This window comes from Rhizobium sp. HT1-10, assembly GCF_049472505.1.
Classification (GTDB): Bacteria; Pseudomonadota; Alphaproteobacteria; order Rhizobiales; family Rhizobiaceae; genus Rhizobium.
This window is the reverse complement of the sequence record NZ_JBCEBQ010000006.1, coordinates 73,845-87,323: the sequence shown is the minus strand read 5'-3', so window position 1 is coordinate 87,323 and position 13,479 is coordinate 73,845. Positions and strand designations below refer to the sequence as shown.

Below are 13,479 nucleotides of genomic sequence, written 5' to 3'. Positions count from 1 at the left end.
AGATCCGGCCGCAGACATTGCCCAGGAGGCAGCAGTTCGTCAGCGTTCCCACCGGTCACAGTTCTGGCCGCACCATCGAGAAAGATGTGCGGTATGAAAACTATAACGTCAAATCCGAGCTTCGCTAGGATTTTTGGTGCGTTGCGGCCCTAAAGACCGAGATAGGACAGCAACCCTGTCCTATTTCATCAGTTCTATGCCAGAAAGCAAAAAGGTTAGCAAGAGCTGAAAGCGAAAAAATCGGCGTAAGATTGCCGCAGGCGCTATTTTGACGAAAGAAAATTTCCTTTAGAAATGAAATTTGTCGCCTTGATTGCGTAGTGTCGCTAGTTGAGGGTGCATCGCGGCACTACGATTGATCCCTCCGGCCAATCCCTTAATCTCGGGCAAACGCCTTCCAGTCCTTCCTCCATCTGCGGTAGATTTCACATGTTCTTTGCTTCCGACAACTGGGCCGGTGCCCACCCTTCCGTCAACGAGCGCTTGTCGAAGGAATCGACCCGTTTTGCCGCCGCCTATGGCACGAGCGCGCTCGACAAGGCGATCGAGGTGCGATTCAACGAGGTTTTCGAGCGCGAGGTCGCGGTTTTCTTCGTTGCGACAGGCACCGCCGCCAACTCCCTGTCGCTGGCCAGCATCGCCCGTCCCGGCGGCCTGACCTTCTGCCACACCGAGGCGCACATCATCGAGGATGAATGCGGCGCACCCGACTTCTTCTCCGGCATGCGCATGGTCGGCGTCGATGGTCCGGAGGGCAAGATGCTGCCCGAAAACCTCGTCGAGCGCATCGGTCGCTATCCCCAGGACGCCGTCCACCACGGTCGGGCCGCCGCCGTCAGCATGACCCAGGCGACCGAGGTCGGCACCATCTACAGCCTCGACGAGATCTCTGCCATTTCCGACATCGCCAAGGCCAACGGCCTGCCGCTGCACATGGACGGCGCACGATTCGCCAATGCGCTGGTATCGCTCGGCTGCTCGCCGGCCGAGATGACCTGGAAACGCGGCGTCGACGTGCTCTCCTTCGGCGGCACCAAGAACGGCTGCTGGTGCGCCGAGGCGATCGTCTTCTTCGATCCCGATCTCGCCAAGGATTTCGCCTTCCTGCGCAAGCGCACCGCCCAGCTGTTCTCCAAGTCCCGCTTCATCGCAGCCCAGTTCGAGGCCTACCTGCAGGACGACCTGTGGCTCGATCTTGCTCGCCACGCCAACACGATGGCCGACCGGCTGCGCTCCGGCATCGCGCACGCCGCCGGCGCCAGGCTCGCCTGGTCGACGACCTCGAACGAGGTCTTTGCCGTCGTCGCCAAGACGGCCATCGAAAAGGCACGCGAAGGCGGCGCCCAGTTCTACGACTGGCCCATCGCCGATAGCGCCCGGCATCTGGTCGGCACCGACGAAGGCCTGATTCGCCTGGTCACCAGCTTCGCCACGAGCGACACCGACGTCAACGACCTCCTAGCCTGCATTGGGTGAATGCGACGGAGCGCCCTCGAGGCGCTCCGCTTCCTATCCAGCCCGCAAATTCCGCACCTTGGCGAGGATATCGTCCGACAGCGCCTTGACCACCATCTGGTCCGCACCCTTGCGCGGCACGAGCACGAATTCGACGTCTTCCAGCACCGGCAGCCAGCCGGGGGCGATTTCGTGGAGGCCTGAGGGTGCCATGCTGCGCGGCTGGACGAGCACGCCCATCCCGGCGCGCGCCGCCGCTGTGAGGCCGCTGAGACTGCCGCAGGTGCAGACGATCCGCCAGGGCACCTGCTGGCGGCGCAGCGCTTCGAGCGCCACGGCCCGGGTGACGCTCGGCGCCGGGAAGGCGATCAGCGGCAGCGGCGCGCTCGAGGCCCTGATCCTCGCCGGATCACGGGCGAGCCAGATCAGCGGCTCGCGATAGACCAGCGTGCCGCGCGTATCGCCCAGCCGGCGCTTGGCGAGCACCAGGTCCAACGCGCCATTGTCCTGCATCTCGTAGAGGGCGCCGCTCAATGCCACCGTCAGCTCCAGATCGACGGATGGATGCAGCCGGACGAACTCCTCGAGAACGTCGGGCAGCTGGCTGGTGACGAAATCCTCCGACACGCCAAGACGCAGACTGCCGCGCAGGCTGTTGTCGGCAAACATCGAGCGCATCTCCCCCTCGATCGACAGCAATGTGCGGGCATGGCCAAGCAGCGCCTCACCATCGCCGGTCAGGACGACGCGATGGGTGTCGCGGGCCAGCAGCTTGCGACCGACAGCACTCTCGAGCCGCTGGATATGCTGGCTGACGGTCGACTGGCCGAGCCCGAGGCGCTCGGCCGCCAGCGTGAAGCTGCCCATCTGCCCGACGGTCACGAAGCTCTGCAATTGCACCAGATCCAGCACAGCGATGATCCTCTTTTACGATAACTGTTATTTCTTGCATCGCATATCGCGATAAGGCAAGTGTTGCTGACCCCTTAGATGATTTAGGACTGGCCCGATGCGCCGATTTTTGCCTGACACCTTCACCATGCTGCTGGTACTGACCGTGCTGACGGCGTCTGTCTTTCCCGTCCACGGCGTTGCGGCCGGCTATTTCAGCATTGCCACCAATATTGCCATCGGCCTGCTGTTCTTCCTGCATGGCGCCCGCCTGTCGCGCGATGTCGTCATTGCCGGGGCGCTCCACTGGCGCCTGCACATAGTGATCCTGCTGACGAGCTTCGTCATCTTCCCGCTGCTGGGCCTCGCGATGGGCTTCCTGGTTCCGGAGATCCTGCCGCAGACGCTCTACACCGGGATTCTCTTCCTCACCGTGCTGCCGTCGACGGTGCAGTCGTCGATTGCCTTCACCTCGATTGCCGGCGGCAACGTGCCCGCCGCCATCTGTGCCGCGTCCGCCTCCAACATCTTCGGCATGTTCCTGACGCCCCTGCTGGTCGGCCTGCTGTTTACGGTCGGCGGTCACGGTGGTGGTGGGTTCTCTTGGACCGTGCTGCAACAGATCGCCCTGCAGCTGCTGGCGCCCTTCATCCTCGGCCAGCTGCTGCAGCCATGGATCGGTGACTGGATACGCGCCAAGAAGAAGATCCTGATGCCGGTCGACCGCGGCTCGATCCTGATGGTCGTCTACTCGGCCTTCAGCGCGGCTGTCATCGAAGGCCTGTGGCACACCTTCTCCATCGGCGACATCCTCACCGTCATCATCGCCAACATGCTGCTGCTCACCGTCGTCCTCTGCATCACCATGTTCGGCAGCCGGCTGCTCGGCTTCTCGCGCGCCGACGAGATCACCATCACCTTCTGCGGCTCGAAGAAGAGCCTGGCCAGCGGCGTGCCGATGGCCAGCGTCATCTTCGCCGGCTCGCCGATCGGCGCCATCGTTCTACCGCTGATGCTGTTCCACCAGATCCAGCTGATGGCCTGCGCCGTCATCGCCCAGAAATACGCCGACGCCGCAAACCGCGCCACCGCGCGAAAGGAAGCCGAGGCAAAGCGCCTGCAGGATACCGCCGACGCAACTACTCCCGCCTGATAGGGCTTTCCACCAACATCAGACGCAAAAAAGGCGGCGCCCGATCGGACGCCGCCTTCTTGATGGGAATGCGAAACGCTTAGCTAATATGCGCTTCAATCGACTTCGGCGCTTCGACGGGCTCGGCGGCAATGGCGATCTTGCGCGGCTTCATCGCTTCCGGAATGTTGCGCAGCAGATCGATGTGCAGCAGGCCGTTCTTCAGCGAGGCCGACTGGACCTCGACGTGATCGGCAAGCTGGAAGCGGCGCTCGAAAGCCCGCTTGGCGATGCCGCGGTAGAGATATTCGCTGCCCTCAGTAACGTCATCGCTCTTCTCGCCCTTGACGGTCAGCACATGGGCGTGGGCCTCGAGGCTGAGTTCCGTTTCATCGAAGCCGGCAACCGCCATGGTGATGCGATAGGTCGCCTCGCCGGTGCGTTCGATGTTGTAGGGCGGGTAGGTCTGCGCCTGGTCCGGCTGCGACAGGGTGTCGAGCATGGTGAACAGACGGTCGAAACCGACGGTGGAGCGATAAAGGGGGGAAAAATCAACGTGACGCATGGTGTCCTCCTGTGAGCGACGATTGCGGTTCATGTGCCCCGCAGGCCCCGTTCTGGCGGCCCTGGGACGGTTCGACGGACCCTTTCGGCGTCCGTGAAATGAAGATGGGAACGGCGTTTGGCGAGTTCAAGAGCTGTATCGTTGCCGCGGCTGAAACCGCTGAACCCCGGATGAACGACCGGTTCGGCATCCGTTCAGCCCGTCGCCATTAGACAGATCTCATCGGATGACTGTCCGTGACTGGAGTGTATCGTCCCTTCGTCTTCAGTCAGCTCGGCCGGCCGGCGGGCCCCTCGATTTTCCCGCCAGGCCGGCCATTTTTTCTGCTCGACGGTTATACTTATGCGGCATCCTTCGGCTATGATGCGCGGATCAAGCGAGGCCTGACGTCGTGACGGATTCCATTCTCTTTTCGACACCCGACAATCCGGTCCCCGAAAACCGGACAGAGGGATATTTCACCACCCATGACGGCCACAAGCTGCGCTATGCCATCTTCCGCAGCAGCCAGCCCGTCACCCGGGGCACCGTCGTGCTCATGCACGGCCGCAACGAATTCATCGAGAAATATTTCGAGACAATCCGCGAGCTGACCGAGAGGGGCCTCTGGGTCGCCACCTTCGACCTGCGCGGCCAGGGCGGATCCGGTCGGCTGCTCCGTCATCCGAACCGTGGGCATGTGCGGCAGTTTTCCGATTACGAGCGCGACCTCGAGGATTTCCTGGAACAGGTCGTCCTGCCCGATACCCGTCTGCCCTTCTATCTCGTCGCCCATTCGACCGGCGCGTTGATTGCGTTATCGGCGGCTCCAAGGCTGAACGGCCGCATCGAGCGTATGGTGCTGACCGCGCCTTTCGTCGGCCTTACCGGCCAGGGCGCCTCGCCGCGCACCATTCGCCTGCTGGCCAATGCATTCTGCGCCATCGGCCTCGGCGCCTTTTCGCTCAATCGAAAGTTCAAGGACCGGCCGTTTTCCACCAATCTCCTGACATCGGACGAAACGCGCTTTGAGCGTAATCGGGCAATTGCTGCCGCCCGTCCCGATCTGGCGCTGGGGCCGCCTTCGGCCCGCTGGCTGCAGCAGGCGTTTTTGACAATCGACCGCGTGTCGCAGCCGGATCATCTGTTCTCGATCGCCATTCCGACGCTGCTGCTTGCCCCCACCCGCGACGGCATCATTCCCTTCGCAGAGCAGGAGCGTCTGTCGCGGTCGTTCCGCGCCGCCCAGCTGGTTCCGATTGCGGGTGCGAGGCACGAGGTCTTTCAGGAGAAGGATGTCTATCGCGGCGCCGCCATGGCTGCCATCCACGCCTTCATCCCCGGCAGCGACGCCGAGGCCAGCAACGAGATGGTCGGCGCCGGCCTCTGACAGGCCAAACGGGCAGTCTAGCGCGAAAGGATCGCCAGTGCCTGCTCGTGCACGGCGCGGCTGCCGGCGGCGATGATCGAGCCGCCCTGCTCCGGCCGACCGCCGTCCCAGGTGGTGATGATGCCACCGGCCTGCTCGATGACAGGGATGATGCCGCCGACATCATAGGGCTTCAGCACGTTTTCGACCACGAGATCGACATGGCCGGCTGCGAGAAGCGCATAGGCATAGCAGTCGGTACCGTAGCGGAACAGCCGAACCTGCTCTTCGATCTCGCGGTATTTCGTCATCTCCTCGCCGGCAAACAGATGCGGCGACGTGGTGAACAGGATGGCCTTCGACAGGCTGCCGCAATCGCGCACCTTGAGCGTCCGGTCGCCGCCGGGGCCCGTATAGTGCGACGATTGCCCGTCGGCGAAATAGCGCTCGCCGGTAAACGGCTGGTCGATCAGCCCCATCACCGCCCGGCCGTTTCGATAAAGCCCGATCAACGTCCCCCAGACAGGCACCCCCGAGATGAAGGCGCGGGTACCGTCGATCGGGTCGATCACCCAGATATATTCGCGGTCGAGGCCGATATTGCCGTGCTCTTCGCCGAGGATGCCGTGGTCGGGAAATCGCTCTGTGATCAACGCGCGAATCGCCGCTTCCGCCGCCCGGTCACCCTCGGTCACGGGATCGAAGCCCACCGTTTCCTTGTTGACGACGTCGATCCCGGCGCGGAATCTCGGCAGGGTTTCGGCCTTGGCTGCTTCGGCCAACTGGAAGAAAAAGCTGCGGTCTGGGAGCATGGCTAAATCCAATGGAATGGAGACAGGCTTTCATAGCCACGAAAACAGCTAATGCAAACGCAGAAAAAGACCTGAAGAGAAAGCCCGTTTTATAGGCAGTCGAAAAATCTGCTTGACGTTTGTGCATTGCGATATTAGTTTCGGCCTACAGTCATCTGACTGTAGATGCCCTTCTTGGGTGTTTCCTCCCTAGACTCAGCCGCCTTCGGGCGGTTTTTTTTCGACGTTTTGGGGGTATGCGAAGCCGCTATTCTGCGGCGAGCGCCCGGTCCTGCCCGTACTTGGCGACATGATCCGCCATCTGCCGCATGAACGATGTGATGGCAGCCGTCATCAGGCCGAAATCGGCCCGTTTTTCCAAGGTTGCCTCATCGACGTAGAGCGCGCGATTGACCTCGACCTGCAGCGCATGCAGCCCGCGTGACGGACGGCCGTAATGCTCGGTAATGAAGCCGCCGGCATAGGGCTTGTTGCGCACGGCGTGGAAACCGAGGCCATCGAGAATATCCATCGCCGCATCCGAAAGATCGGCGGACGCGCTGGCGCCGTAGCGATCGCCGATGATGAAGTCCGGCCGCACATGACTGCCGGGGATCCGGATATTGCCCGGCATGGAGTGACAGTCCATCAGCACGCCGAAGCCGAACTGGAGATGGGTGCGGGCCATCAGCCGGCGCAATGCGGCATGATAGGGTTTGTAAATCGTCTCGATCCGCTGGAGCGCATCGGCGACCGGTACGCGGCTGGCATAGATTTCCATATTCTCGGCAACGATTCGCGGAATCGTGCCCAGGCCGCCGGCGACTCGCACCGAATTGATATTCGCATAAGACGGCAACGCCCCATCGAACATGCGCGGATCGAGCTCATAGGGCTCCCGGTTAACGTCGATATAGGCGCGCGGAAAATTGGCCAGCAGCAAAGGCGCGCCCAGATCGCTCGCGGCCGAGAACAATTCATCGACATAATGATCCTCGGAACGCCGGATGGCTGCGCCACGAAGTCGAGATTGGGCTATGAATTCAGGCGGATAGATGCGGCCGCTGTGGGGCGACGAATAGACAAAGGGGATGCTTTGCGACACCGGCTCCAGTATCTCGAAAATCTCGAAACTTCCAATGTCTGCGGGCATCCACGTCTTTACCATGTCAACAACTTGTCGCATGTGTATGTTGCCAGTTGCTCACCCCCAAGTCCATACTATGTATGAACTTCAATATGACCGTCGACACCGCATTCATGGCTTGTTTACGGCGCACGGCTAAGATGGACGGCTGATTAGCCGCGAGAGATGACAGTGATTGACGGTCCAGTAATGACTCAGAAAATTTTGCTTGCAGAAGACGACAACGACATGCGTCGGTTCCTGGTGAAGGCGCTTGAAAAGGCCGGATACAAGGTGTCGTCCTTCGACAATGGCGCAAGCGCCTATGACCGGTTGCGCGAAGAGCCCTTTTCGCTGCTCTTGACCGATATCGTCATGCCGGAGATGGACGGCATCGAGCTGGCGCGCCGCGCCACCGAACTCGATCCTGACCTCAAGGTGATGTTCATCACCGGCTTTGCAGCCGTTGCGCTCAACCCCGATTCGAAGGCACCGAAGGACGCCAAGGTCCTTTCGAAGCCTTTTCACCTGCGCGAGCTTGTGGACGAAGTGAATAAACTCCTTGCCGCATAGGCGATCTCGTCGGCGCGGTCATAAAACTTTAAAAAGGCCATTGACGGCCCCAGGGTTTTTTGATTTATGCGCCGACATCGGATGGGCGTATAGCTCAGCGGGAGAGCACTACGTTGACATCGTAGGGGTCACAGGTTCAATCCCTGTTACGCCCACCATCCTTTTTCAAGGGCTTAGCGAGAAATCGCTGAGCCCTTTGTCATTTTGCCATTGCGTGATTGTGCTTCGCTTGCGCGCTGCCGTCCAAGATCTTGCCAACAGCGCGGACTCGCCCGGCTTGACCTTTCGCCGCCAAGCCAAACGGCGCCCAAACCTTCGATGCCCGTGAATTTCAGCCCGCTGGCTTCCATCTCTGCTGATTTTATTTATGCTGTGACAACGCTCGACTAGCGAAAAGCTCTCGATGCTGAATTGCAGTTGCAAGCAATAGTGATACACGCAGTAGCAACTGGCTATAATTAACTATAAACAATAGCAGCTAAACATCTGGAATCATTTTTCATCATTGAGTATTGGTCGCAGAACCCCGGCGGTTCTCGATTGCTGGAGAAAATCGCAGCAACCGGGCCCACGAAGATTTTCCGTTAAATGAAAATTTACAACTTTTCCCCTACACACTTGTACATCGCGCCATTGCTAATGAAGAATCAGTGTCGCAGATGGTCTGAAGACAGATTTCGGCAAAGCGCTGCCTTGCTTAGGCGAAGCGATTTTGTCCGTGGCGTGGGGATCAGGGCTGTAACGGCCTTTGACGCATGATGCTCTCCTAACGTGTTGGCTCATACGAGCCATGTTCTGCGTAACATTCTTTTCTCCTACCAGTCCTGGACGGTCGATGCCGATGATGGCGAACGACCGTGCTGCCGGCTCCGGGAGAATGATGTCTTGCATTCCGTTAACCCGAGGGGCACGTTTCCATGACTTCCATCATCTCTTCCTTGTCTGCGACGCAGATCCAGAATCTTTCGACAGACACCATCTCCAAGCTCAAGACCACCGACATCGCAGCGCTGAACTCGACCCAGATCAAGGCTCTGAGCTCCTCCCAGCTCGCCGCCGTGACCACCGAGGACATGCAGGCCTTCAGCTCGACCCAGCTCAGCAGCATCTCGGCCGCAGCCGTCGTCGGCTTGAGCGCCGCCCAGCTCGGCATCCTCTCCTCCGTGCAGGAAGCCGGACTGAGCTCGACCGCCATCGCCGCCCTGACAACCCAGCAGGTCGCCGATCTCACCACCAGCAACGCCGTCGCGCTGACTTACGGGCAGATCGCAGCCCTCGGCACGAAGATCTCGGCGCTGACCACCGATGACGTCGCCCTGCTCTCGACCGGCCAGATTGCCGCGATGACGACAGCCCAGGTCGGCGCCCTGACCTCTGAACAGCTTGAGGCCCTGACGACGACCGAAGTCGCCGCCCTCAGCACAAAGCAGATTGCCGCTCTCGACTCGAACGACATCGCGGCTCTCTCTTCTGACAACATCCTCGCCCTCTCCAGCGGCGCACTTGCTGCCATCACCACCAAGGCTCTCGCCGGTCTCTCCAGCGGCAATCTTGCTCTCCTCACCTCCGACAAGATCGGTGCCCTGACGAGCGGCCAGATCGCGGCCCTCTCGACCGACCAGATCGCAGCCCTGACGACAGACCAGACGCCTGGCCTGAAGAGCACGCAGATCGCCGCTCTCTCGACCAAGCAGATCGTGGCTTTGTCCACCGGTGACATCGCTCTCCTCTCCAGCAGCCAGATCGGTGCACTCACCACCGCCCAGGTTGGCGCCCTGACCTCCGACCAGCTCTCTGCCCTGACCACGACGGAAGTTTCCGCCCTGAGCAGCAAGCAGATCGCAGCGCTGGACTCCAGCGACATCGCAGCCCTGTCTTCCGATGACATTCTGGCTCTCTCCACCGGCTCCCTGGCTGCCATCACCACCAAGGCTATCGCCGGCCTGTCCAGCGAGAACCTTGCTCTCCTCAGCTCCGATAAGATCGGTTCGCTGACGAGCGGTCAGATGGCTGCTCTCTCGACCGACCAGATCGCTGCCCTGACGACCGACCAGACGCCTGGCCTGAAGAGCACGCARATCGCCGCTCTCTCGACCAAGCAGATCGTCGCKCTCTCCACCGGTGACATCGCTCTTCTCTCCAGCACCCAGATCGGTGCCCTGACCTCCGCTCAGGTCGGCGCACTCACCTCCGAACAGCTTGGCGCTCTGACGACGACCGAAGTCGCCGCTCTCAGCAGCAAGCAGGTTGCAGCCCTGGAATCGAACGATGTTGCAGCCCTCTCCTCGGATAACATCCTGGCCCTGACCAGCGGTGCGCTCGCTGCCATCACCACCAAGGCTATCGCCGGCCTCTCCAGCGGCAATCTTGCTCTCCTCAGCTCCGACAAGATCGGTGCCCTGACGAGCGGCCAGATGGCAGCTCTGAGCACCGACCAGATCGCAGCGCTCACCACCGACCAGACGCCTGGCCTGAAGAGCACRCAGATCGCCGCTCTCTCGACCAAGCAGATYRYCGCTCTCTCCACYGGTGAYATCGCTCTCCTGACGACMACTCAGATCGGCGCACTCACCACCGCCCAGGTTGGCGCTCTGACCTCCGACCAGCTGGCTGCCCTGACGACGACTGAAGTCGCCGCCCTCARCASCAAGCAGATCGCAGCSCTGGAATCGAACGACATCGCAGCGCTCTCCTCGGACGATATCCTCGCCCTCTCGAGCGGTGCCCTGGCTTCGATCGCCACCAAGGCCCTTGCTGGTCTCTCCAGCGAGAACCTTGCCCTCCTCAGCTCCGACAAGATCGGTTCGCTGACGAGCGGTCAGATTGCAGCCCTGGGTACCGACCAGATCGCCGCCTTGACGACCGACCAGACGCCTGGCCTGAAGAGCACGCAGATTGCGGCCCTGACGACCAAGCAGATCGCCGCCCTGACGACCGCGGATATCGCCCTCCTGAACAGCACCCAGCTGGGCGCCCTGAGCTCCACTCAGATCGCCGCCCTGACAACCGAACAGGTCGAGGCACTGACCTCGACGGAAGTCTCGCAGCTCAGCAGCAAGCAGATCGCCGCCTTCGGCTCTGAAGACATCGCGGTGATGTCGACGGACGACATCGCAGCCCTGACGAGCTCTGGACTGGCAGCCATCAGCACCAAGGCGCTGGCCGGCCTCTCGACGGACGACATCGCGGCATTAAGCTCCGCCAAGCTGTCCGCCCTGACCACGGCGCAGATCCAGTCGCTGACCACCACGCAGGTTGACGCGGTCATCGCCGCCTACAACGCAGTGTAACCAATACGGCGCGGCGCAGCCGCCCCGACGAAACCGAGACGCCGCGCAAGAAATTGCGCGGCGTCTTTTTGCGTGGCGGCACGAGACGAATATTTAATTTTGGCTAAATTAGAGGAACTCGGGCCAACAGCCAGACGCAAGCTAGTCCAGGTAGCAAAGACGGAAGCGTTTTACGCGTCGGCTAACACTTTGTCGCAGGATCGTCATGACCATCAATATCGCGCCGACCTCGGCTCAATCCACGTTGCTCGTCAATGCGCTTGAGCGGTCAAGAAACCAGCAACTAGCCCTGGGCGACCTGTTCAACATCGCCAGCATTCTGGGCGCCAGCGCGCAACCGGCCGAGTCTGCCGAACTCTACAAGGGCTGGATCGCCTTCAACGGCGCTCATCCGCTGCTGCACCTCGCCTATTTCAACTTCGCCGTCGCCGCCAACCAGATCGGCGACAAGGCCGGCGCTATCAACGCCTTTCGTGCCTGCCTGAAGCTCGATCCACGCTTTGGCCCCGCCCACATCAACCTCGGGCGCACCCTCGAAGATTGCGGCCTGATCAACCAGGCCGTCGAACAGTGGCGCAGCTTTGCCGACCTGACCTCCGACATAACCGCAGAGCGCCTGAGCCACAGGACCATGACGCTGAAGCATATGGGCCGTGTGCTCGAGGGCGTCAGCCGAATGGAGGAAGCCGAGCAGGTGCTCTGGCAGGCGATGGAACTGCAGCCCGACAAGACCGACGCCGGCCAACACTGGACATCGCTGCGCCAGCGCCAGTGTAAATGGCCGGTTCTGGTTCCCTCCGATCATGTCTCGGCCCGACAGCTGGTGGATGCGATTTCGCCGCTCACTCTCGGGTGCTACGCGGACGACCCGCTGTTCCAGCTCGCCAAGGCCCACCGCTACAACAAAGCCCTGATCGGCCGGCCGGATCTCAGTGACATCAAGCAGAAATCAGTTCGCACCAAGTCCGGCACCGGCGAGCGCCTGCGCGTCGGCTACGTCTCCTCGGATCTGCGCGACCATGCTGTGGGCTTTGCGCTCCGCGAAGTGCTGGAACTGCACGACAAGAGCAGCGTCGAGGTTTTTGCCTATTACTGCGGCGAAGGCCGCAGCAACGACGCAACCCAGGAGCGGATCAGAAATGCCGTCGACCACTGGCGCGACATCAACACGCTCAGCGACAGCGAGGCGGCAAAACGCATCGCGGCCGACGACATCGATATCCTGATCGACGTCAACGGCTACACAAAGCATGCCCGGACCAACATCTTCACCTACCGTCCTGCCCCTGTCATCGTCAATTTCTGCGGCTATCCCGGCTCGCTCGCCAGCCCCTTCCACCAGTACATCATCGCTGACGAACACATCATTCCGCCGGCAAACGAGATCTACTATACGGAAAAGGTGTTGCGTATCGCCTGCAACCAGCCGATCGACCGCAAGCGGCTGATCGCCGAACGTCCCACCCGGGCGGCCGCCGGCCTGCCTGAGGACGCCTTCGTCTTCGCCTGCTTCAACGGCATGCAGAAGATCACGGCGAACTGCTTCGGCCGCTGGATGACGATCCTGAAGGAGACGCCCGGCAGCGTGCTCTGGCTGCTTGCCGACGACGATGGCGTCAATCGCCGTCTGCGCGAGGAAGCGGAAAAGAGCGGTGTTGCCGCCGATCGCCTGATCTTCGCGCCGAAAGCCCCCAATCCGCACCACCTCGCGCGCATCGGCCTCGCCGACCTCTTCCTCGACACCTTCCCCTACGGCGCCCACTCCACGGCAGCGGATGCGATCACCGTCGGGCTGCCGATCCTGACCGTCTCCGGCAAGACCTTCGCCTCGCGCTTCTGCGGCAGCATCGTTGCCGCCGCTGGCCTCTCGGACCTGATCTGCGGCGGCCCGGATGACTATGTCAGCCGCGCCATCGCCTTTGCAAAAGATCCGCAAAGCCTGCTCGCAGTCAAGGAATCGCTGCAAAGCCAGCGGGAAACCAGCGTCCTGCGGGATATTCCCGGCTTGGCGCGCCGCCTCGAGGAGCTTTACTGGCAGATGCAGGGCGAAGCCGAACGCGGCGAAATGCCGGTGCCCGACCTGCGCAATCTCGACCTCTACTACGAGATCGGCGCCGAGCTCGTGCTGGCGGACATCGAATTCGAGGACGAGATCGCCTATCGCGGCCGCTATCTGGAGAAGCTTGCCCAATGGCACGCCCAAGCCCCCATCGCGCCGGACAGCCGCTTGTGGAAAAAGCCGAACGGCTAGCTGCCGGCGGCTTCTCTGACCCGACTGCAGTGAACAATTGTTGAAACAACCTCTCGC

General features: G+C 61.5%; 10 protein-coding genes and 1 tRNA gene. 7 read left to right on the top strand and 4 right to left on the bottom strand.

Annotated elements, in window-relative coordinates; genetic code table 11:
• Window positions 1-429 precede the first annotated feature (429 nt).
• Entirely contained in the window at window positions 430-1,476 is a 1,047-nt protein-coding gene (locus tag VH564_RS16345; RefSeq protein ID WP_423340918.1) for a threonine aldolase family protein, read from the top strand.
• Between the two features lie 33 nt (window positions 1,477-1,509).
• On the opposite strand, the gene VH564_RS16340 is transcribed toward VH564_RS16345, so the two are convergent.
• The gene (locus tag VH564_RS16340; RefSeq protein WP_423340917.1) at window positions 1,510-2,367 is read right to left on the bottom strand and encodes a LysR substrate-binding domain-containing protein; all 858 of its coding nucleotides are present in this window, start codon (window positions 2,365-2,367) and stop codon (window positions 1,510-1,512) included.
• Window positions 2,368-2,464: 97 nt separating this feature from the next.
• Here VH564_RS16340 and VH564_RS16335 point away from each other — a divergent pair, with 97 nt between their 5' ends.
• On the top strand, window positions 2,465-3,499 hold the full coding sequence (locus VH564_RS16335; RefSeq protein ID WP_423340916.1) for a bile acid:sodium symporter family protein: 1,035 nt from the start codon (window positions 2,465-2,467) through the stop codon (window positions 3,497-3,499).
• Between the two features lie 79 nt (window positions 3,500-3,578).
• On the opposite strand, the gene VH564_RS16330 is transcribed toward VH564_RS16335, so the two are convergent.
• Window positions 3,579-4,043: an Hsp20 family protein gene (locus VH564_RS16330; protein WP_423340915.1), complete on the bottom strand. Its 465-nt coding sequence runs from the start codon at window positions 4,041-4,043 to the stop codon at window positions 3,579-3,581.
• 391 nt (window positions 4,044-4,434) lie between these two features.
• On the opposite strand from VH564_RS16330, the gene VH564_RS16325 reads away from it, so the two are divergent.
• The gene (locus VH564_RS16325) at window positions 4,435-5,412 is read left to right on the top strand and encodes an alpha/beta fold hydrolase (protein ID WP_423340914.1); all 978 of its coding nucleotides are present in this window, start codon (window positions 4,435-4,437) and stop codon (window positions 5,410-5,412) included.
• A gap of 17 nt (window positions 5,413-5,429) precedes the next feature.
• Here VH564_RS16325 and hisN read toward each other — a convergent pair whose 3' ends face one another.
• Window positions 5,430-6,203 (bottom strand): histidinol-phosphatase, encoded by a 774-nt coding sequence (hisN, locus tag VH564_RS16320; protein WP_423340913.1) that lies wholly within the window; start codon window positions 6,201-6,203, stop codon window positions 5,430-5,432.
• A 247-nt stretch (window positions 6,204-6,450) separates the two neighbouring features.
• Window positions 6,451-7,335 (bottom strand): N-formylglutamate amidohydrolase, encoded by an 885-nt coding sequence (locus VH564_RS16315; RefSeq protein WP_423340912.1) that lies wholly within the window; start codon window positions 7,333-7,335, stop codon window positions 6,451-6,453.
• 183 nt (window positions 7,336-7,518) lie between these two features.
• On the opposite strand from VH564_RS16315, the gene cpdR1 reads away from it, so the two are divergent.
• From cpdR1 to VH564_RS16295, 4 genes are all read left to right on the top strand, one after another.
• Window positions 7,519-7,881, top strand: a complete 363-nt coding sequence (gene cpdR1 / locus VH564_RS16310; RefSeq protein WP_111162680.1) for a response regulator CpdR1 — start codon at window positions 7,519-7,521, stop codon at window positions 7,879-7,881.
• 83 nt (window positions 7,882-7,964) lie between these two features.
• Window positions 7,965-8,039 (top strand) — tRNA-Val (locus tag VH564_RS16305).
• Between the two features lie 759 nt (window positions 8,040-8,798).
• Window positions 8,799-11,171 (top strand): beta strand repeat-containing protein, encoded by a 2,373-nt coding sequence (locus VH564_RS16300; RefSeq protein WP_423340911.1) that lies wholly within the window; start codon window positions 8,799-8,801, stop codon window positions 11,169-11,171.
• 205 nt (window positions 11,172-11,376) lie between these two features.
• The gene (locus VH564_RS16295; RefSeq protein WP_423340910.1) at window positions 11,377-13,422 is read left to right on the top strand and encodes a glycosyl transferase; all 2,046 of its coding nucleotides are present in this window, start codon (window positions 11,377-11,379) and stop codon (window positions 13,420-13,422) included.
• Window positions 13,423-13,479: the final 57 nt, after the last annotated feature.